The organism is Wolbachia endosymbiont (group A) of Bibio marci (assembly GCF_947251645.1).
In the GTDB taxonomy this organism is placed as follows: Bacteria; Pseudomonadota; Alphaproteobacteria; order Rickettsiales; family Anaplasmataceae; genus Wolbachia.
Window position 1 is genome coordinate 923,966 of sequence record NZ_OX366364.1, and the last position, 20,182, is coordinate 944,147.

Genomic DNA, 20,182 nt, shown 5'->3' on the forward strand with positions numbered 1-20,182 from the left:
CACCTAAACGCAATTAAATTGAGTAACGAAATTACTCACAATGTTAAAAATATCACCTTTTATATCATCACTCATGTCATTTGACAACTTTTTTAAAACCCCAGGATGCACAGTATGAAAATAATTAATAAGATCATGTTCAAATTTATTAATGTAACTTATTTGTATTTTACTTAACTGATTATACAGGTTAGAAAAAATATACATCAGCACTACTTGCTCTTCTATTGACATAGGTAAATGTTGTTTTTGCTTTAATAACTCGACAAGATATTTACCCTTATTCAAGGATAATTGAACACTAGCATCAAGATCAGAACCAAATTTTGCGAAATCTTCTAATTCTCTATACTGAGCTAAGCTTAGCTTTATAGAACCAGCAACTTTCTTCACAGACTTTAGTTGTGCAGCAGAACCAACCCGTGAAACTGACAAACCTATATTTACTGCAGGTCGAAATCCTTTATAAAATAATTCAGACTCAAGAAAGATCTGCCCATCGGTAATTGAAATAACATTTGTTGGCACATATGCAGATACATCACCAGCTTGAGTTTCGACAATTGGCAAAGCAGTTAAAGACCCCTGCCCTTTTTTATCAGACATTTTAGCAGCTCTTTCAAGCAAGCGAGAATGTACATAGAATATATCTCCAGGGTAAGCTTCACGACCAGGAGGACGTCTGAGCAATAAAGACATCTGCCTATATGCCACAGCATGCTTAGATAAATCATCATATACAATCAAACAATGCATTCCATTGTCACGGAAAAATTCCCCAATAGTGCAACCAGCATAAGGTGCTAAAAATTGCATAGGCGCGCAGTCAGATGCACTAGCCACAACTACAGTTGTATACTCTAATGCTCCGCTTTCTTTCAGCTTATTTACCACTTTTGCTACTGTTGAAATTTTTTGTCCAATAGCAACATAAACACAGTAAATTTTTTGATTTTCGTTTACCTCATCGTTAATCTTTTTCTGATTGATAATAGTATCAAGCGCAATAGTAGTTTTACCAATTTGTCTATCACCAATAATTAATTCACGCTGCCCTCTACCTATTGGAATTAGCAAATCTATAATTTTAATTCCTGTTTGCAGTGGCTCATGCACAGACTTACGATCAATAATGCCTGGCGCTTCAGATTCTATATCCATTCTGTTTTTGGCTCTAATTTCCCCACCGTCGTCTATAGGATGGCCCAACGCATTTACAACTCTCCCTAACAATTCATGCCCTATAGGCACCTGCACAACATCACCACTACATTTTACAACGTCCCCTTCTTTCACATCACGGTCATTACCAAGTACAACTATTCCAGCCGTATCATGATCTAAATCAAGAACTATTCCTTCTACACCGCTTGCAAAAAATACCTTTTCACCGAATTTTGCTTTTTCCAGTCCATAAACCAATGCGATACCATCTGTTACTGAAATTACTTCACCTATATTTTCCCGCTTTATAGGATTATCAAACATCTCAACCTTTTCTCTTATTATACTTGCTATCTCAGAAACATTCATACTGTTCTTCATACAAAATTCCTTACTTTTAATATTTCCATTTTACTTAATTCAACTAACCTATCCAAGCAACTTTTTAGCGAAGCATCGATCAAATTAAAACCATACCTAACTACGAAGCCACCTAGTATAGAAGGGTCAACCACATTGCTTACTTTTATTATTTTACCAAGAAAGCTCAAAGATTCAGTAATTATTTTTATATCAGATTCCTTTAAAGTTTCTGCTGACTTTATAGTAATCTCGAATTCATTTTCATTTTCTCTTGCAAGACTTAAGAATTTTTCTAATATAAGGATCAATAAACTAGAGCGTTTATTTGCAAATATAACCATAATAAATTTTACTAAATTCTCACTCAAGTGCTCATTTATAGAAAGCATCACTTCTTTTTTGTGTGCAAAAGAAATCATAGGATGAGATAGGTACACAAAAACATCACGTTGATCCTTAAAAAAAGCCAACAGAAATTCTACTTCTTTCCTTATAATACCTAACCTGCTTCCTGAGACATGAAACAGCACTCTAGCGTAAGATGAAACTAAATTATTGTATTGGGTCTTTTTCATATTAAATCCAGTAAATCTAAATTAATTCAGCTACAAATCTTTCATTCTTCAATCCAAGCATTTTTTATATAAACAGGTCTTCTCTTTAAGGAAAGAAAATATAAATCATATCTGACTGAATAATCTAAAAAACTAAGGTTTTTACTTAAGAAATACTTAGAAGAATTTATAATAGAATGACATTGAAGATGAGATATCGGTATTTCTTTTCCAAGTAAACTTGTTTTAACTTCTATAAAAATCAGCTCCTTTTTTTTAGATACAATTAAGTCAATTTCACCGAACTTACAACGGTAACGGCGTTTTATAACATTATACCATTTCAGTTTTAAATATACTAAAATTAATAACTCGCCAAAGTAACCTACAAAGTAGCGTAACCTACTTACCATAAGAAGAACAATTATGATAACAATTAACTTTGTGTAACTACTTTGCCTCCTTCTTTATTTTTACTATAAACCTTACCTCTTGCTGCAATATCCCTATCAACCAGTTCTATCACTGCCATTGAAGCGCAATCACCCTTTCGAGTGCTAAATTTTATTATTCTAGAATACCCACCTTTACGATCTTGATAACGGCTGGCTAAGACGTTTAATAACTTATCAACTGCTAACTTACTATTATGAAGGCGTGAAAGCAAAAGTCTTCTACCATGTAAAGTATTCTTATTCTTAGCAATTGTAATAAACTTTTCGACATATGGACGAAGTTCCTTAGCTTTTGGTAAAGTAGTTACAATCTGCTCATGGTTAATTAATGAGATAGATAGATTCTTTAACGTCGATAATCTATGTTCAGTGCAACGAGATAGTTTACGTTTTTTTATTCCATGTTTCATATATCACCTAATCTTCATCAGTATGTTGTTTAGCCAACTCATCTATATCCTTAGGCGGCCAATTTAGCACATTCATACCCAAAGACAAGCCAAAATTAGCCAAAACTGCCTTAATCTCATTCAAAGACTTTCTGCCAAAATTAGCAGTTCTTAACATTTCACCTTCTGTCTTTTGCACAAGATCACCTATATAAGTGATATTTTCGTTTTTCAGACAGTTATGAGATCTGACAGATAATTCCATTTCATCTACCTTACGCAATAAGACAGGGTCATAACCCAAATCTTTAGCACCACTAGACGAAGAAACCTGCAATTTTTTATAACTTACATCAGAACTAATAAAGGGCTGAAGTTGCTCCTGCAATATTCTTGCAGCAGAGTCAACAGCTTGACTCGGAGAGATTGTACCATCAGTTTCAATTGACAATATCAGCTTATCCTTATCAGTCACTTGGCCAACACGACTGTTCTCTACCCTGTACGAAACCCTGTTGACAGGGCTATACAAAGCATTAACTGGAATAAATCCAATTAAATCCTGTTCACTCATAAGCTTCAAAAGTTCATTTTCTTTATACTTAATTACAGGAAGATAACCTTTTCCGCTAGCCACATATATGGTCATGTTAAGCTCTACATTTTGCCCCAGCGTACATATTAATAAATCTTTATTAACAATAGAGCATTGATCATCAGTTTCTATCATCCCAGCTAATACCTGGCAAGGCCCTTTAGCGTTTAAATTTAAGCATTTATTAGAAGCACCATTTAATTTACACCTCAACATGCCCATATTTAATACTATATCAGTTACGTCTTCTCTCACCCCTTGAACTGAAGTAAACTCATGAGTTACACCTTCAATTTTTATTCCATAAACAGCACTACCTTTAAGAGAAGATAACATTACACGTCTTAATGCATTACCTAATGTTAAAGCAAAACCACTTTCCAACGGTTCTAGCACTATATCACTTTTTTCACTGGAATCATCTGATATTACCTTAACTGAACTAGGTTTAATCAATTTATCTAAATTGCTACAGAGAGAAACATCATTATTATAATACATAAAACAACCTTTTCAAATATCCTATACTCTTCTTTTTTTTCTTAACCTGCACCCATTATGAGGAATTGCGGTTTTATCTGCAATTGAAGTCACAGTCAACCCACAGCTCTGAAGTGCTTTAACCGCAGCTTCGGTACCAAAGCCAGGACCACGAATTATTACAGAGACAACCTTCATACCAAATCTCTCCATTGCCTTCTTCGCAGCAGCCTCCGCAGCCTTACCTGCAGCATAAGGTGTGGATTTTCTCGAACCTGAAAAACCACATGCACCCACAGAAGTTTGACATAGCGTATTACCATGAACATCAGTTACATTTACAAAAGTATTATTAAAAGTTGCACGAATATGAACAACACCAGTAATAAACTCTTTTGTACTCTTACCAACCGTTTTGACTTTTTTCATTAAAACTCACAATAATAATAAATTTTATTTTTTCCCAGCAATAGGCAACCGAGATCTACCTTTACGAGTCTTAGCATTAGTATGAGTCCTTTGCCCTCTCACAGGTAAACCTTTTCTATGTCTCACTCCTCTATAGCATCCCATTTCCACTAAAGATTTTATGTTCATAGCCACTTCTTTTCTGAGCTCACCTTCTATAACATAATTTTGCCTAATGAAACTGCTGATCTTTTCTATATCTTCATCTCGTAATTCTGAAACACGTTTGCGCTTATCAACTTCGCAAGCGTGACAAATTACATTCGCAGTAGCAATACCTATACCATATATATAAGTTAATGCAAAAGGAACACATTTCCTCACTGGAATATTTATGCCTGCAATACGTGCCACTGGTACCTCGATACTTTATTAATAACAACTCTTAATTTATACCATAAAACAACTCAGAGTCAAACCAAATTACAAGAAATTTTACTTTCAATCTCTTGCGTTACCTCATCAACACTCAAATTAGCGTCAATTGTTAATAATTTGCCTTTATAATACTCGCGTAAACCTTTCATTTGAAGGTGATATTCACTTATTCTCTTATTAATTGCAGACATATCAGCATCATCAATTCTTTTCTCTAACTTCGTACTTTTACACTTAGCACAAGTAGTACTCTTAAAAGAAGATATACTATATATACTTTTACAGTCCAAACACGCAAGACGATTTTTTAATCTATCGATTGCAATATTATCGTCAAGCTGCAGCTCAATTACAATATCAACATCTGTACTATATTTCTCCTGCAAAATTTGAGTCAAGAAATGAGCTTGGTTTAAATTTCTCGGAAACCCGTCTAACAAGCAATTACCATCCATTGATGCAAGCTGGTCACGCAATAATCCACATATAATTTCATCTTGAATTAAATTACCAGATTCTACGGTACCCTTTATTTTTTCACCTAACTCACTACTGCTAGATATAATATTCCTTAATAAATCCCCTACTGAAATTAATTTTAAATTATATTTTGCTATTAACAAGCTTGACTGAGTACCTTTACCAGAACCTGGAGGACCAAAAATCGTAATGATCATCTTACTTTCCTCGTTTTAGACTCATATTTCTTTATCCAGCTGTCGTACCTATTCGAAAAAATATAAGATTGTATTTGCACAATAGTATCAGTAATAACGTTCACTATAATCAGCAAGCTCGTTCCACCAAAAATAAATGGTATATCATAATAATATCTCATAACTTCAGGTACGGTACATATAACTACCAAATACGCAGAGCCAATGAATGTCAACTTAAAAACTATATCTTGAAGGTAATCAGAAGTATGTTTCCCAGGCCTTCTACCAGGTATAAAACCACCATTTTTTTTAAGAAAATCTGCGTTTTCCTCTGGATTAAATATAAAATTGGTATAGAAAAAATTAAAAAATACTATCAGCACCAAATAGGCTACAATATATACTACTTTATTTGCCATAAAGTAATTCAAAATAAAATCGGAAAAAGCGTGCCCCTTATAGAAATTTGCAATTGAAATAGGTGTCAATAAAATTGCATTAGCAAAAATGGTTGGTACTACACCAGATAAATTAATCTTCAATGGAATATAAGTAAAATCGTCATTATGTAATCTTTTAAATTGCTTTTTAGGATATTGAACAATAACCTTTCTATAAGAAGACTCTACAAAAATGACTAAGAGTAGCAGTAAAAAAAACAATATCAAAACAAAAAGGATAATAAATAACGATACGCTACCGTTTTTATTTAACGTTAACAAAGATGACAAAGCGCTGTGTAACTCTGATATTATGCCCGTGAAAATGATTAATGAGATACCATTGCCTATACCGCTAGCGCTGATTCGTTCACCAAGCCATATTAAAAGCATAGTTCCACCTAAAAGGCTAAAAACACCTATTGTACGAAACATAACACCAGGTTCGATTACAACCAATACCCCTTCCCTATTCATCCCTTCCAATCCAACCAAAATTGGAATTGATTGAAATACACAAATTACTATGGTCAGGTAGCGTATATAAGAATTCATCTTTCTACGGCCTGACTCTCCATCATTCTTAACTTCCTTCATTCCTTTAATCGCAGAAGAAAGCAACTGAATAATGATAGAAGCCATTATATATGGCATAACGTTCAATGCTAGAATTGTCATTCTAGCCAATGCACCACCAGAAAATAAATTAAATACTCCAAAAACGCCTGAGCCCTCTTTGGGAAATATATCATTAATTACATCAAGATTAATTCCAGGGATAGGCACATAAGTACCCAAGCGATAGCAAATTAAAGCTATTAGCGTAAAAAATATACGTTTTAATAAATCGCCTTTATATAACAACGTAAGATCCAAGCTATTAAATGCGGATTTATTGCCCATGATTTACGATAGTATTTCCACACTACCACCAACTGAAGCTACAGATTTTTTTGCAGCTTCTGACGCAAAATCAACATGAAACACAAATTTTTCGCTCAACTTACCTTTATTAAGAAGTTTAATTTTATTCTTAATAGACTTTATAAAACCTAATTTATACAGCCTCTCCTTATCTATAACAGAGTCTTTCACTATTTTTTTAGCTTCCATTAAGCGCTGTATATCGCCAACATTAATTATAGAGTATATGTTCCTACGTATAGGCTTAAAACCTCTTTTAGGCAAACGAGTATATATAGACTGTTGTCCACCCTCAAAACCATTTATGGAAACTCCACTTCTAGCCTTTTGCCCTTTATGCCCTCTACCGGATGTTTTACCTTTACCACAACCGATACCTCTACCCAGCAACTTAGGCTTCTTTTTCTTAGATAATTTAGTAAATATAGAGTTTAATTTTACAGCATTATTCATACTTTACCTGTTTCCAACTATCTCGCTAACCTTTTTGCCTCTTTTGCTTGCCACCTGACGAGGAGACAACATACTATCAAAAGCCTTAAACACCGCACATATAACGTTATGAGGATTATTTGATCTAGTAGATTTAGCTACCACATCCTTTATACCTAACACCTCAAAAACTGACCTAACCGCTCCACCAGCAATAATACCTGTTCCGGCTCTTGCGGTTCTTAAAACTATCTCACCAGAACAAAATTTAGCTTTAATATCATGATGCAAAGTTCTACCTTCACGCAAGTATACTCTAATCATCGATTTCTTTGCAGCATTTACAGCTTTGACTCTTGCTTCAGCAACTTCTGCGTGCTTACCTATTCCACATCCTACCCTACCCTTCTCATCGCCAACAACAACCAAAATTGAAAATGAAAATCTTCTACCACCTTTGGTAACCGTTGTTACTCTTCGTACCGAAACTAAAAGCTCTGATAAATCATTATTATTTTGTAAATTCTTTATAGCCATATTCAAACCCTTCTAAAATTCAAATCCAGAACTTCTTAAAGCCTCAGCAAATTGAGAAACTAATCCTGTATATTTATACGCTCCACGATCAAACGTAAGCTGCTGCTCTAATTTCATGCCAGACAGACGCTCAACCATTAAAGAAGAAACCTGTTTTATAGTTTCAGCGTTGACTTTCCCTTTACATACATCCTTAATTTTAGCATCCAAAGTAGAAGCTGAAGTGAGAGTTACTCCTTTTACATCATTAATTAACTGGACATAAAAATGCCTATTAGATTTAAATATGGATATACGCAAACGTTCAGCGCTCTTGTCAAGCTTCGCTCTATTACGCAACTTCCTTTTTTCAGCATTACTTAAAAAATTATATAACCTTCTCATCTTAATTACTTCTTTTTACTTACAACTTTACGCAACATAAATTTACCCTTTATTACAACACCCTTACCTTTATAAGGATCATATTTTCTAATTTTGCATATATCAGACGCCACCATATAGACCTTCTGCTTATCCATACCACTAACTACTAAGTGAGTTGGCTTTATACACTTAATCTCAACATCTTTAGGCACTTTATATTTAACATTATGGCTATAACCAAGATACAAAGTCAAATACTTACCATCACACTCTGCCTTATATCCAACACCGTTAATCTCAAGATTAACAGAAAAACCATCAATCATGCCGTTAATGATATTATTAATATTACTCCTATAAGTGCCCCACATAGGCTTTATTTCATCATAATCATCTTTATCTTGATCAACAGAAAGCAATAGCTGATTATCAACAATCCGGCACACAACATCACTGATTAAGCTAACTTCTTTTTCAGCCTTAGCGCTCTTTATTAACACACTACCATTATTATATTCAACTGAAACACCAGCAGGAATATTGATAGGAGCAGCACCTATACGAGACATGAATTTCTCCTATTATTTAAAACACACGACACAAAACTTCTCCACCAACCTTTAACTTATGTGCATTATAATCAGTCATCACTCCTTTGGGTGTCGATATAATAAAAATACCAAGACCATTATATGCTTTAGAAATGTCCTTATACTTAGAATAACGACGACAACCAGGCTTTGACACCCTAACTATGTCACTAATTACAGGTGATTTCTCATAATACTTCAATTTTACAATGAAAGAAGGTAAATTATCTACAACTTGCTTTTCATAATCAAGGATATACCCTTCATCTTTTAAAATCTTCAGTATAGAAGAATTCACTTTAGAAAACAACACTCTTGTTGTTCTATGCATTGCTAATTGAGCATTACGTATCCTTGTTAAAAAATCACCAATACTATCAGATAACGCCACAATATACTCCTTATATTATATTCACCAACTAGACTTTGTAACTCCTGGAACTTGCCCAAAAGAACATAAATCACGCAAAACAATTCTACATAAACCAAATTTTCTATATACTCCTCTTGGTCTCCCAGTTAAAGCACACCTATTTCTAATTTTGGTTTTAGAAGAATTTCTAGGCAATTTTTTAATTAATTTATTTTGAGCTGTAAACCTTTCTACAATAGACAAATTCTTATCATTTATTATAGATTTCAATTTTTCTCTTTTTTCTTTATATTGATCGCACAGCTTTATTCTGCGAAGATTTCTTTCTATCATAGATTTTTTTGCCATATATTTCTCCTCTCAATTAATCAAAAAAAGGAAATTTAAGAGCCAGTAATAATTCCTTTGCTTCCTTATCATTAACTGCACTTGTTATAATATTAATATCCATACCTCTAATTTTACTTATTTTATCATAGTCTATTTCTAAAAACGAGATATGTTCCTTTATACCAAAGGAAAAATTACCATTACCGTCAAATTGCTTCACACTGAATCCTCTAAAATCTTTTTCCCTTGGCAAAGCAATATATATCAATCTTTCTAAAAACTCATACATTTTATCTCTACGCAAAGTTACTTTGCAACCTACTGTAGCACCTTTTCTGATCTTGAAGCCAGAAATAGATTTTTTTGCAAAAGTTGATAAAGGCTTCTGCCCAGCAATCAAATATAGGCTATCAAGTGGTTCATTTATTGCTTTACTATCTGTAGCAGCATCTCCAACGCCCATATTGATACACACCTTGACAAATTTAGGCACTTGCATTATATTGCCGTAATTAAACTTATCCTTTAAGGACTTTACTATGCTATCTTTATACAATTCTTTAAACATATCAACCTAATCTATCACTTCTCCAGAAACTTTTGCAAAACGCACTTTTCTACCGTCTATAACCTTAAACCCCACTCTAGTTGGAATTTTATATTTAGGGTCCAATGTTGCAACGTTGGATATATCAATAGCTGACTCTTTATTTAATATACCACCACTACTACCAGCTTTTGGTTTAGTGTGTCTCTTATGTACATTTACCCCAGAAACAATTACCTTTCTTTTAGCATCACATGCCACAACTTTAATCACTTTACCAATTTTTCCCTTATCTCTACCAGTTAAAACTATAACGTCGTCACCACTTTTTACTTTAGCACTCATTATAAAACCTCAACAGCTAATGACATTATCTTCATAAAAGAACCAGATGATAACTTTTTTACCGGACCAAATACCCGAGTGCCAAGTGGTTCACCTTGATCGTTAATCAAAACTACAGCATTGCTAGAAAAACGAATTACAGAACCATCAGATTTTCTAATAGGGCTTTTCACCCTCACCACAACTGCTCTATATACTTTTCCCTTCTCAATCTTCCCTCTTGGAGTAATAGATTTAGTAGATACAATAACTGTGTCACCTATAGATGCAGACTTTCTACTACCCAATAAACCAATACAAAGCACTGCACGCGCACCAGAATTATCAGCTACTTCCAACAATGTATTTTTTTGAATCATATAAATATCCTATTCAATGTGAGCTATTAACAACAACCCATTTTTTAGTAATAGAAATAGGCTTGTGTTCTTGTATTAAAACCTTGTCCCCTTCTTTACAACTATTATTCTCATCATGTGCTGTATACTTTTTGTATTTTTTTATAACCTTTTTATACAGCTCATCCTTATACACTTGTAATACCGAAACCTTTACAATTTTATCACATTTAGTCTTAATTACAGTACCACAAAAAACCTTCTTAGGCATTCTTTTCCTCTCCTTTTCTTTCATTTAATGCAGTTAGAATACGAGCTATGCTCTTTTTTATCAAACCAAAACGCGAAATATTGTTGCACTGGCCTAATTTTTTTTGAAAAACCAAATTAACAAACTCTTTTCTCAAATTTACAAGAATTTCATGCAATTCTTGTGAGGATTTTGACCTAATGTCAGCTATATCCATTGCAACTCCATTTAATTATGATTAGATACAAATTTACACTTCATAGGAAGCTTAGCGGTTGCCTTTTCAAGCGCCAATTTTGCTAAATGCATGGGAACATCACTGCTAATTTCAAACAACATTCTACCGGGCTTAGCTTTAAATACCCAAAATTCAACACTACCTTTCCCTTTACCCATACGCACATCTGCCGGCTTTTTACTAACAGGGGTATCAGGAAAAATTCTTATCCACACTTTACCAGAGCGTTTTAATGTTCTAGATATTACACGCCTTGCAGTTTCAATATGCTTAGACTGAACCCTACCAGCTTCCATAGCCTTTAGACCATAATTTCCAAAAGATAGCGTACTACCACCTTTCGTATTACCCTTAATTCGTCCTTTAAATACTTTTTTATATTTACTTTTTTTGGGAACAAACATTTCAATATACCTAATTAATTACCAATATAAACCCAGACCTTAACTCCTATGATGCCATATATAGTTTTTGCTTCACAAAAAGCATAATCTATATTAGCACGTAAAGTATGCAAAGGCAAACGACCTTCTTTATACCATTCAGTACGAGCTATCTCAGCTCCGCCAAGGCGCCCAGAACAACTTACTTTAATACCTCTAGCACCCATCCTCAAACAACTTTGAATAGCTTTTTTCATCGCTCTTCTAAATGAAACCCTTTTTTCTAACTGTTGTGCAATGCTGCTTGATATTAAAACTGCATCTATTTCAGACCTTTTAACCCCTACTACATTCACTTCTACATTATTTTTTACTTTTTCAGCTATTTTTTGCTTTATCTTCTCAATATCTGAGCCTTTCTTACCTATTATCACTCCAGGTCTAGAAGAATGTATTATTACAGACACCAAATCGATCGTACGCTCTATAATTACTTTAGAAACACCAGCATGCTTAAAAGATTCATTTATATAACTGCGAATAGATAAATCTTGATGCAACCCTTGTTTATAACCCTTCTCAGCATACCAAATAGATGACCAAGTATTAATTATTTTTAACCTAAATCCTTTAGGATTAACGTTTCCCATACTTTTGCACTTTCCTTATTAATTTTCTATTTTTATGAATCATATAATTTCCCCCAATTTTACAGTTATATTACTATAACGTTTACTAACTCTATTAGCTCTACCCATAGCTTTTGGACATACCCTACGCAAAGTAAGAGACTTACCTATTAAAATTTCTTTTATATATAAATTATCGATATCCAATCCATAATTATATTGAGCATTAGCAATCGCAGAATTTAATACCTTCCTTATAAGACCCGCAGCTTTCTTTTCACAAAATCTTAATTGCACAGTGGCAAAAGAAACTTTTTTATTACGTACTAAACCAGCAACCAAATTCAATTTACGAGAAGTTGATTTTAAAACCCTAGAACCAGCTTTAACTATTACATCTCTGTTTTTCATATCAATTACCTTCTTGTCGCCTTTTTATCACCACTATGCCCAGTAAATTTACGAGTGGGAGAAAATTCACCAAATTTATGACCTATCATATTCTGATCATTAACATTAACAGGAATGTAATCCTTACCATTATAAACAGCAAACTTTAAACCTAAACAATTAGGAAGAATTACAGAAGCCCTGGAATGAACTTTTATAGCCATGTTAACAAACCCCTTGTTTAAAGCATTATTCACCGACTTTAATATAGAAGGATGACAAAAAGGAGGCTTCCACGCAGATCTACTCATAAACTAACCTTTCAATTGTTTTATATACTTATCACTAGATTTATTTTTCCTCCGAGTTTTCTTTCCTTTTGTTGCAACACCCCAAGGAGTAACAGGATGACGACCACCAGAGGTTTTTCCTTCCCCACCTCCATGAGGATGGTCAACCGGATTCATCGCAACCCCACGCACAGTAGGTCTAATTCCAAGCCACCTACTTCTTCCAGCTTTACCCAGCTTTCTATTCTTATGGTCAGGGTTAGATACTACACCAATAGTAGCCTTGCAAGAAGATAAAATCAACCTAATTTGACCAGACCTGAGTCGTAATAAAACATATTGGCCATCACGACCAACGATTTGCGCATAACAACCAGCAGCTTTAGCAATCGCAGCACCATTACCTGGTTTCAGCTCAACATTATGAACGAAAGAACCAACAGGTATATACTTGAGTAGCAAACAATTCCCTGGTAAAATATCAGCATCATTTCCAGCTGTAACAACATCACCAGGCTTCATACCTTGAGGAGCTAATATATAAGACTTAATATCATCTTCCTTATATGATATTAACGCTAAAAACCCACTTCTATTTGGATCATACTCTATTTTTTCAACTATACCCTGACCACTTCTATTACGCTTAAAATCTATAACTCTATACTTCTTTTTGTGACCACCACCCCTATGACGAGTTGTAATTCTACCATAATTATTTCTTCCACCACTGGACTTTTTACCGGATGTAAGAGACTTTTCTGGCTCATCTTTTGATAAACCAACTTTACTTACTAACACAGTCCCACGAGAAGACGGAGTAACAGGATTAAAAAATTTCATACCCATATTAAACGCTCATTATATCTAATTTTTGACCATCTATCAAAGAAAAATAAACTTTCTTTTTCTGTTTTTCACAACCAATCACACCCCTGAAACGCCTATATTTAGGCTTAATTCTAACAACATTTATAGAAGAAATTTTAACATCAAATAGAGACTCTATTGCCAACTTTATTTGACGCTTATTTACATTTACAAAAACATACAAAGAATATTTATTAAACTTCTCCCTCAAAAAAGAGGCCTTTTCTGTAATTATAGGAGATTTTATTATATCATTATATTTGATCATAACAATCTACCTTCAAGATGCTTTAAAGTATCCTTTGTCAACATCACGCATTCGTGATTCAATATATCAAAAACATTTAACCCAATAGGTTTGATTAAGTCTACATAATGCAAGTTTCTAACAGCACGCAACAAATCATTTCCATAATCACCAACTATCAAAAAGGAAGAAAATTTAAAATTTTTAATACATTTACACATTTCAGACGTTTTCTTCACATCAATATTTAAATTATCCAGAATAATCACTTGATTATTTAAATACTTTAGAGATAAAGCAATTTTTAAACCAAATTTGCGTACCTTCTTATTAAGAGAATAACTATGACTCCTCACAACAGGGCCGAAAATAATCCCACCACCTCTAAATTGAGGAGATCGCAAGCTCCCTTGTCTTGCCCTACCGGTACGTTTTTGACCATAAGGTTTAGCTGTTGTACCAGAGACATCACTGATACCTTTTGTTTTATGAGTACCAGCTCTTCTCTTCGCTAATTGCCATCTCACTATATCATGCAAAATACTCAATTTTTGCTTAGCAGAAAATATCAAAGGATTGAGCTGAGCAGTACCTACATTATTATTAGATAGATTAACTAAATTACATTCCATAACTAACTTACCAAATTACTAGCATCATCATTTACATCTAACAGTAGACCTATCGGAAAAGAAACATCTTTATGTAAAGATTTTTTAACTGCATCTCTTACAAAAATATAGGAATTTTTAAACCCAGGAACATTATTACCCTTCACAGCAATTATACTATTTTCATGATCAATGGATAATATCTTCATATTTTGTGCAGTTATTCTGCTGTTACCTAAATGACCAGCCATTTTCTTTCCTTTAAATACTCTACCAGGATCCTGACATTGACCAGTAGAACCTTGTGATCTGTGAGCAATAGAAACACCATGAGATGCCCTAAGCCCACTGAAATTATGCCGCTTCATCACACCAGCAAATCCTTTACCTATAGAATAACCCGTAATATCAAGATATTGACCAACCACAAAATGATTGATTCCCACTTTTTTACCACATTCTATTCCCGACAGGTCATTTAATCTACTTTCGTATAACTTACATTTATTATTTATACCCTTTTTCTTTAAATATTCCAACTGAGGTTTTGCTATATTTTTAAAATCTCCTGTGCCTAAAATGACTGAATTATAGCCACATTTATCTTGTCCTTTTATATCAATAATATAAGTTTCGCTGAGATGCAATAAAGTTACAGCCATGCGACTATTGTCAGAATACATAGCAGTATGACCAATATTCATCATTAGTAAACCAATTCTCCTCAGCGAATTTATTCTCTTCATTTCCTTCTCCTAAACCTTAACTTCCTTGACTTTTAAATCCACTTCTACGCCAGCAGAAAAAGATAAACCTGTAAGCATCTGCATCATAGTAGGAGTAAGATCATGTAAAACAATCAAACGCCTAGAAGTTCTTATTTCAAACTGTTCACGAGATTTTTTATCAACATGAGGAGATCTATTAACAATAAATTTAGAATCTTTTCTTGGCAACGCAATCGGACCAGATAATTTTGCACTGGACCGCTTTAATTCATCAACAAATTTTCGAACACACTCCTCCAATAAAGAACAATCGAAAGCCTTAATGTTAATATATATATCTTGCTTCATCTTAGTTACTACACTCACTCCAAAATCTCAGAAACAACACCAGAACCAACAGTTCTACCGCCTTCTCTTATCGCAAAACGCAATCCCTTATCCATTGCTATCGGTACTTGCAATTCTACTTCTACACTCACATTATCTCCTGGCATTACCATCTCCTTCCCATCTAGCAATTTTATGCTCCCAGTTACATCCGTTGTCCTTAAATAAAACTGTGGCTGGTAATTCGCAAAAAATGGTGTATGCCTTCCTCCTTCCTCTTTCTTTAATATATAAACCTCCGCCTTAAACTTTCTATGCGGCGTTATCGTCCCCGGTTTTGCTAATACTTGCCCTCTCTCCACTTCTTCTCTTTTTGTTCCTCTTAACAATATTCCTACATTGAGTCCTGCACTTCCCTTATCCAGCAACTTCTTAAACATTTCTACACCTGTGCATATCGTCTTTTGCGTCTCCTTCAGACCTATTATCTCTATCTCTTCTCCCGTCTTTATCTCTCCCTTCTCTATTCTTCCTGTTACCACCGTCCCTCGCCCCGATATCGAAAATACATCTTCGATTGGCAATAAAAATGGTAAATCCACAGGCCTTGGTGGAACCGCCACATATTCATCTAACTTTTCCATCAATTTGTCTATTGATTTCTTTCCATATTCGCCGCTGTCATCCTCCAGCGCCTTGAGTGCTGACCCAACTACCACAGGCACTTCATCCCCTGGAAATCCGTATTTACTCAGCAATTCCCTCACTTCCATTTCTACTAAATCTATCATATCAGCATCAGCAACATCAGCTTTATTTATATACACCACGATATATCCAACACCCACCTGCTTCGCCAGCAATATATGCTCTCTCGTTTGTGGCATTGGCCCATCAACTCCCGACACTACCAATATCGCTGCATCCATCTGTGCTGCACCTACTATCATATTCTTTACATAGTCAGCATGTCCAGGACAATCAACGTGTGCATAATGCCTTTTTTCCGTCTGATACTCAACATGCGCTGTTGCTATCGTTATCCCCCTCTTCCTTTCTTCTGGCGCTTTATCTATCTGATCGTACGCTACAAAATTTCCATAATGCTTTGTTATCGCCGCTGTTAACGTTGTCTTCCCATGATCCACATGTCCTATTGTTCCCACATTTACATGCGGCTTTCCAAATGCTTCCACTACTGCTGTCATAATTTAAACTTTTCTACCTAAAATACAAATACATCAATAAATAATATGTTGATTTTATAAAAATACAACAAAAAAAAGAGCGGATAGTGGGAATCGAACCCACGTCACTAGCTTGGAAGGCTAGAGCTCTACCATTGAGCTATACCCGCACAATGGAGGAGGTAGGATTCGAACCTACGTACGCAATGCGGACAGATTTACAGTCTGTTACCTTTAACCACTCGGTCACTCCTCCACAAAAATTTGTTAAGAGAACGCTATTTTAGTACCTTAACTCAAGCTTTTATTGTATTTAATACTAAACACCTAAAATTAAAAAATCAAGCAATAAAACCCACCCTGATTAAAATCATGCAGATTTCATTTTATACAACACAATATTGCCAATAAAACGTCTAAACAAATAATGCGAATCATGCGTACCTGGCGCTTCTTCTGGATGGTATTGCACAGAAAAGACTAGGTAATCCTTCATCATTATTCCCTCTACACTATTATCAAATAGAGAAATGTGAGTAATTTCAACATTACTTAGAAGAGAAGCTGAATCAACAACGAAACCATGATTTTGGCTAGTGATCTCAACTTTTCCACTACTTACATCATAAACTGGATGGTTACTCCCTCGGTGACCAATATCCATCTTGATGGTCTTTGCCCCCAAAGTAATCGCAAGTAATTGATGGCCCATGCATATGCCAAAAATTGGTATTTTAGATTTTATAATAATTTCTATTTCTGAAACTACACTCTCTCCTATTTCTTGCGGATCACCAGGACCATTTGAAAGCACTATACCATCTGGATTCATACTCAACACTTTTTGAGCAAAACCTGTGCTTGGTCTGATTAATTCAACTGTACAACCAAGTTCTATTAAGCGTGAAACTATACTGATTTTTACGCCAAAATCAACGATTACAACCCTATATTTTGCATTAAGGTCACTTTTAAAATTACTATGCAAGCTAACTTTATTGGTTATTTCCATCCCATTTACAGGTTTGTATTTCTTCAATTCATCCAACACATACGTCTCGCTTGACGGGCATATCATTCCATTTTGAGATCCATGTTCTCTCAAATGTCTCGTTAAAGCTCTAGTATCAACTCCTGATATCCCAATCACGTTATTTTTCTCTAACCAATCATTTAAACTGATATATGAAGAAGGGTGGGACATAGAAGAAAGTTCACGCATAACCACACCACTTGCAAAAATTTTCTTTCCTTCATTATCTTTATGGTTTATTCCAATGTTACCAATATGAGGAAAAGTGAACGTTATAATTTGATCAGCAAAAGAAGGATCAGTTATAGTATGCTGATAACCGGTCATACCAGTGGTAAAACAGACCTCACCTATGCACTTGCCTTTTTTACCTACTGATTTTCCCCAAAAGCACTTGCCATCTTGTAAAATTAAAACTGCGTCCTGCACTTCATTATCTATTTAACTGATTCAAAACAGTATACAAGAATTTTAAATAATACGTAACTCTTTCTAAAATTCCAAATTTAACCACGAGGCGGCGAAGAACAATATGAAAAAAATTTTTAACGCGCCCTTTCATAAAATATGTTGACTATCTCCGTATTTTATATTAGGTATACTCCGGCAGTTATGAAATGGAGGTTTATTATGTCAAATGAAATCCAACCTAAAAATAAGTTACTAATTGTAGGAGCTGGCTTACTATTCTTTGCAATGGTGTTCTCATCATTTTTTCTCTTAGCAAAAATAGCCATAGGATTAGCTATGATCGCAATTGCAACAATCGTGGTAAAAATTTTCTCAAAAACAATATCAAACGTTCTTGAAAAAGAAAAAGTAGATCAGAATCAGGCAGCACAACAAACAACACAAAGTAAAATTATAAACCTAGCTATTGGATTAACATTTATATTTGCAGGAGGATTATCAATGCTCATTATAGCAAAAACTGGCTTAATTGCAGCATGTGCAGCTATAACTGCTTTAGCTCTACACGAATATGTTAAAAATGAAGAAATAGGAAAAAAGATAAATGATAAATTCGATAAGGTAGCTGACGATACAATCAATTTTATTGTTAGCAGTGTTGAAAAACTTATTCCAACAAAGCCGCCAGGCATAACAGCCTAAACTGTCTCCGTTCAGCAGAGTGGTTTAAGAAACAATAGATAAGAGGTTTTGAAAAGGGTTCAGCCTTCTTTTTATGTCCATCTTGAGGAACTTCTTGTACAATTCGTTTCTCTTGAGAAAATGAATCTAACATTTTAACACTCCCTTTAACTCTTACATAATATATTGAAAAATAATTAACCTAACTTTTGTATAACTTGCAGCTTTATCAGCTTGTTAGGTAGAATTATTAAAGAACTAGTTGAACAGAAGTTATCAACTCCATCCACAAGTTCTCCGTTTGTTACTCCAGTTGCAATGAACACTGATTCACCTCTTGCCATATCTTTTATGGTGTAGATTTTTTCTGGATCGTGAATGTTCAAATTTTTTGCTCTTTCTCTTAACTGATCCGTGTCAAATATTAACCTTCCCTCCATCTGTCCGCCGATTGAGCTTAGCGCTGCAGCCGCAAGCACCCCTTCTGGTGCTCCTCCTATACCGATATACATATCGTGATTGCCATTTACTAGTGAAACTACGGCCGCAACATCACCATCATCTATTAGTTTAACTTTTGCTCCTAATTTCCTGATTTTCGATATTAATTCATCATGCCTTTCACGTTTAAGTACAGTTACCACGAGATCATTTACTTTGCATTTTTTTGCCTTGGCTAAATTGTCTAGATTCTTTTCAATGCTATTTTTTAGTGAGACTACACCCTCTGGAAGATTTTTTCCTACTGCTATCTTTTCCATATAAACATCAGGTGCATGTAAAAAATTACCTTTTTTCGTTGCAGCAAGAACGGACATTGCCCCCTGTTTGTAGTGAGCGCAAATTGTGGTACCCTCAAGTGGGTCAACAGCAATGTCGATTTCAGGACCATTTCCAGTGCCAACCTTCTCGCCAATATATAGCATCGGCGCTTCATCTCTCTCACCTTCACCAATTACGATAGTACCATTTATTTCCATAGAATTTAACACTGTTCGCATTGCATCAACTGCAACCTGATCAGCCTTTTTTTCATCGCCGAAGCCTGCTAGTTTATATGCAGCAAGCGCTGCAGCTTCGGTCACTTTCACTAATTTATAGGCTAAATCTTCCATCATTTGCTTTAAGAACCATAAATAAAGCATTCAATATATATCATGCTGCTTGAAACTGCAATATA

At 34.5% G+C, this 20,182-nt stretch carries 33 protein-coding genes and 2 tRNA genes; 1 reads left to right on the forward strand and 34 read right to left on the reverse strand.

Going from position 1 to position 20,182, the window contains the following annotated elements; translation table 11 throughout:
• Window positions 1-3: 3 nt before the first annotated feature.
• From atpA to carA, 33 genes are all read right to left on the reverse strand, one after another.
• Window positions 4-1,545, reverse strand: a complete 1,542-nt coding sequence (atpA, locus tag OPR48_RS04855) for a F0F1 ATP synthase subunit alpha (RefSeq protein ID WP_265025654.1) — start codon at window positions 1,543-1,545, stop codon at window positions 4-6.
• Window positions 1,542-2,102, reverse strand: a complete 561-nt coding sequence (gene atpH / locus OPR48_RS04860; RefSeq protein WP_265025655.1) for an ATP synthase F1 subunit delta — start codon at window positions 2,100-2,102, stop codon at window positions 1,542-1,544. Before atpH ends, atpA begins: the two co-directional genes overlap by 4 nt.
• 41 nt (window positions 2,103-2,143) lie before the next feature.
• Window positions 2,144-2,494, reverse strand: coding sequence for a YraN family protein (locus OPR48_RS04865; protein WP_265025656.1), 351 nt, complete (start codon window positions 2,492-2,494; stop codon window positions 2,144-2,146).
• A gap of 23 nt (window positions 2,495-2,517) precedes the next feature.
• Window positions 2,518-2,946 carry a 50S ribosomal protein L17 gene (gene rplQ / locus OPR48_RS04870; protein WP_007550873.1) on the reverse strand — a complete coding sequence of 143 codons (429 nt, stop codon included), beginning with the start codon at window positions 2,944-2,946 and terminating at the stop codon, window positions 2,518-2,520.
• Window positions 2,947-2,953: 7 nt separating this feature from the next.
• Window positions 2,954-4,021 (reverse strand): DNA-directed RNA polymerase subunit alpha, encoded by a 1,068-nt coding sequence (locus OPR48_RS04875; protein WP_265025657.1) that lies wholly within the window; start codon window positions 4,019-4,021, stop codon window positions 2,954-2,956.
• Between the two features lie 21 nt (window positions 4,022-4,042).
• Window positions 4,043-4,429: a 30S ribosomal protein S11 gene (gene rpsK / locus OPR48_RS04880; RefSeq protein ID WP_265025658.1), complete on the reverse strand. Its 387-nt coding sequence runs from the start codon at window positions 4,427-4,429 to the stop codon at window positions 4,043-4,045.
• Window positions 4,430-4,453: 24 nt separating this feature from the next.
• Complete coding sequence (rpsM, locus tag OPR48_RS04885) at window positions 4,454-4,822, reverse strand: 30S ribosomal protein S13 (RefSeq protein ID WP_007550179.1); 369 nt, start codon at window positions 4,820-4,822, stop codon at window positions 4,454-4,456.
• A gap of 59 nt (window positions 4,823-4,881) precedes the next feature.
• The gene (locus OPR48_RS04890) at window positions 4,882-5,523 is read right to left on the reverse strand and encodes an adenylate kinase family protein (RefSeq protein WP_265025659.1); all 642 of its coding nucleotides are present in this window, start codon (window positions 5,521-5,523) and stop codon (window positions 4,882-4,884) included.
• A complete protein-coding gene (secY, locus tag OPR48_RS04895) occupies window positions 5,520-6,848 on the reverse strand; it encodes a preprotein translocase subunit SecY (RefSeq protein WP_265025660.1) in 1,329 nt (442 codons plus the stop codon). Before secY ends, OPR48_RS04890 begins: the two co-directional genes overlap by 4 nt.
• Before the next feature lie 3 nt (window positions 6,849-6,851).
• Entirely contained in the window at window positions 6,852-7,322 is a 471-nt protein-coding gene (rplO, locus tag OPR48_RS04900; protein WP_265025661.1) for a 50S ribosomal protein L15, read from the reverse strand.
• A gap of 3 nt (window positions 7,323-7,325) precedes the next feature.
• The gene (gene rpsE, locus OPR48_RS04905) at window positions 7,326-7,838 is read right to left on the reverse strand and encodes a 30S ribosomal protein S5 (RefSeq protein WP_265025662.1); all 513 of its coding nucleotides are present in this window, start codon (window positions 7,836-7,838) and stop codon (window positions 7,326-7,328) included.
• A gap of 12 nt (window positions 7,839-7,850) precedes the next feature.
• On the reverse strand, window positions 7,851-8,222 hold the full coding sequence (gene rplR / locus OPR48_RS04910; RefSeq protein ID WP_265025663.1) for a 50S ribosomal protein L18: 372 nt from the start codon (window positions 8,220-8,222) through the stop codon (window positions 7,851-7,853).
• 5 nt (window positions 8,223-8,227) lie between these two features.
• Window positions 8,228-8,773, reverse strand: a complete 546-nt coding sequence (gene rplF, locus OPR48_RS04915) for a 50S ribosomal protein L6 (RefSeq protein ID WP_265025664.1) — start codon at window positions 8,771-8,773, stop codon at window positions 8,228-8,230.
• Window positions 8,774-8,789: 16 nt separating this feature from the next.
• Window positions 8,790-9,185: a 30S ribosomal protein S8 gene (rpsH, locus tag OPR48_RS04920; RefSeq protein ID WP_265025665.1), complete on the reverse strand. Its 396-nt coding sequence runs from the start codon at window positions 9,183-9,185 to the stop codon at window positions 8,790-8,792.
• A 21-nt stretch (window positions 9,186-9,206) separates the two neighbouring features.
• A complete protein-coding gene (gene rpsN, locus OPR48_RS04925; protein WP_265025667.1) occupies window positions 9,207-9,515 on the reverse strand; it encodes a 30S ribosomal protein S14 in 309 nt (102 codons plus the stop codon).
• Between the two features lie 16 nt (window positions 9,516-9,531).
• A complete protein-coding gene (gene rplE, locus OPR48_RS04930; protein WP_265025668.1) occupies window positions 9,532-10,065 on the reverse strand; it encodes a 50S ribosomal protein L5 in 534 nt (177 codons plus the stop codon).
• A 6-nt stretch (window positions 10,066-10,071) separates the two neighbouring features.
• Window positions 10,072-10,389, reverse strand: coding sequence for a 50S ribosomal protein L24 (rplX, locus tag OPR48_RS04935; RefSeq protein ID WP_406830834.1), 318 nt, complete (start codon window positions 10,387-10,389; stop codon window positions 10,072-10,074).
• Window positions 10,389-10,748 (reverse strand): 50S ribosomal protein L14, encoded by a 360-nt coding sequence (gene rplN / locus OPR48_RS04940; RefSeq protein WP_265025669.1) that lies wholly within the window; start codon window positions 10,746-10,748, stop codon window positions 10,389-10,391. Before rplN ends, rplX begins: the two co-directional genes overlap by 1 nt.
• Before the next feature lie 13 nt (window positions 10,749-10,761).
• Window positions 10,762-10,998, reverse strand: coding sequence for a 30S ribosomal protein S17 (gene rpsQ, locus OPR48_RS04945; RefSeq protein ID WP_265025670.1), 237 nt, complete (start codon window positions 10,996-10,998; stop codon window positions 10,762-10,764).
• Window positions 10,991-11,194, reverse strand: a complete 204-nt coding sequence (rpmC, locus tag OPR48_RS04950) for a 50S ribosomal protein L29 (RefSeq protein WP_264329102.1) — start codon at window positions 11,192-11,194, stop codon at window positions 10,991-10,993. Before rpmC ends, rpsQ begins: the two co-directional genes overlap by 8 nt.
• 11 nt (window positions 11,195-11,205) lie before the next feature.
• On the reverse strand, window positions 11,206-11,619 hold the full coding sequence (gene rplP / locus OPR48_RS04955) for a 50S ribosomal protein L16 (RefSeq protein ID WP_265025671.1): 414 nt from the start codon (window positions 11,617-11,619) through the stop codon (window positions 11,206-11,208).
• A 14-nt stretch (window positions 11,620-11,633) separates the two neighbouring features.
• Window positions 11,634-12,248, reverse strand: a complete 615-nt coding sequence (gene rpsC / locus OPR48_RS04960) for a 30S ribosomal protein S3 (RefSeq protein ID WP_265025672.1) — start codon at window positions 12,246-12,248, stop codon at window positions 11,634-11,636.
• A 39-nt stretch (window positions 12,249-12,287) separates the two neighbouring features.
• Window positions 12,288-12,638, reverse strand: a complete 351-nt coding sequence (rplV, locus tag OPR48_RS04965) for a 50S ribosomal protein L22 (protein ID WP_265025673.1) — start codon at window positions 12,636-12,638, stop codon at window positions 12,288-12,290.
• Between the two features lie 5 nt (window positions 12,639-12,643).
• Window positions 12,644-12,928, reverse strand: a complete 285-nt coding sequence (gene rpsS, locus OPR48_RS04970) for a 30S ribosomal protein S19 (protein WP_006279181.1) — start codon at window positions 12,926-12,928, stop codon at window positions 12,644-12,646.
• 3 nt (window positions 12,929-12,931) lie between these two features.
• Window positions 12,932-13,756 carry a 50S ribosomal protein L2 gene (gene rplB, locus OPR48_RS04975; protein ID WP_265025674.1) on the reverse strand — a complete coding sequence of 275 codons (825 nt, stop codon included), beginning with the start codon at window positions 13,754-13,756 and terminating at the stop codon, window positions 12,932-12,934.
• Between the two features lies 1 nt (window position 13,757).
• Window positions 13,758-14,045: a 50S ribosomal protein L23 gene (locus tag OPR48_RS04980; RefSeq protein ID WP_265025675.1), complete on the reverse strand. Its 288-nt coding sequence runs from the start codon at window positions 14,043-14,045 to the stop codon at window positions 13,758-13,760.
• A complete protein-coding gene (gene rplD, locus OPR48_RS04985) occupies window positions 14,042-14,656 on the reverse strand; it encodes a 50S ribosomal protein L4 (protein ID WP_265025676.1) in 615 nt (204 codons plus the stop codon). Before rplD ends, OPR48_RS04980 begins: the two co-directional genes overlap by 4 nt.
• 2 nt (window positions 14,657-14,658) lie before the next feature.
• Complete coding sequence (gene rplC, locus OPR48_RS04990) at window positions 14,659-15,381, reverse strand: 50S ribosomal protein L3 (RefSeq protein ID WP_265025678.1); 723 nt, start codon at window positions 15,379-15,381, stop codon at window positions 14,659-14,661.
• Between the two features lie 9 nt (window positions 15,382-15,390).
• Complete coding sequence (rpsJ, locus tag OPR48_RS04995; protein ID WP_065094535.1) at window positions 15,391-15,711, reverse strand: 30S ribosomal protein S10; 321 nt, start codon at window positions 15,709-15,711, stop codon at window positions 15,391-15,393.
• 14 nt (window positions 15,712-15,725) lie between these two features.
• Entirely contained in the window at window positions 15,726-16,898 is a 1,173-nt protein-coding gene (gene tuf, locus OPR48_RS05000; protein ID WP_265025679.1) for an elongation factor Tu, read from the reverse strand.
• A gap of 78 nt (window positions 16,899-16,976) precedes the next feature.
• A tRNA-Gly gene (locus tag OPR48_RS05005) sits at window positions 16,977-17,047 on the reverse strand.
• A 4-nt stretch (window positions 17,048-17,051) separates the two neighbouring features.
• Window positions 17,052-17,133, reverse strand: a tRNA-Tyr gene (locus OPR48_RS05010).
• A 114-nt stretch (window positions 17,134-17,247) separates the two neighbouring features.
• On the reverse strand, window positions 17,248-18,339 hold the full coding sequence (gene carA / locus OPR48_RS05015) for a glutamine-hydrolyzing carbamoyl-phosphate synthase small subunit (protein WP_265025680.1): 1,092 nt from the start codon (window positions 18,337-18,339) through the stop codon (window positions 17,248-17,250).
• 201 nt (window positions 18,340-18,540) lie between these two features.
• Between carA and OPR48_RS05020 the strand changes: the two genes are divergently transcribed.
• Window positions 18,541-19,023, forward strand: coding sequence for a hypothetical protein (locus OPR48_RS05020; RefSeq protein WP_265025681.1), 483 nt, complete (start codon window positions 18,541-18,543; stop codon window positions 19,021-19,023).
• A 176-nt stretch (window positions 19,024-19,199) separates the two neighbouring features.
• Here the strand turns inward: OPR48_RS05020 and glpX are convergent, their stop codons facing one another.
• Window positions 19,200-20,117 carry a class II fructose-bisphosphatase gene (gene glpX, locus OPR48_RS05025; protein WP_265026633.1) on the reverse strand — a complete coding sequence of 306 codons (918 nt, stop codon included), beginning with the start codon at window positions 20,115-20,117 and terminating at the stop codon, window positions 19,200-19,202.
• Window positions 20,118-20,182: the final 65 nt, after the last annotated feature.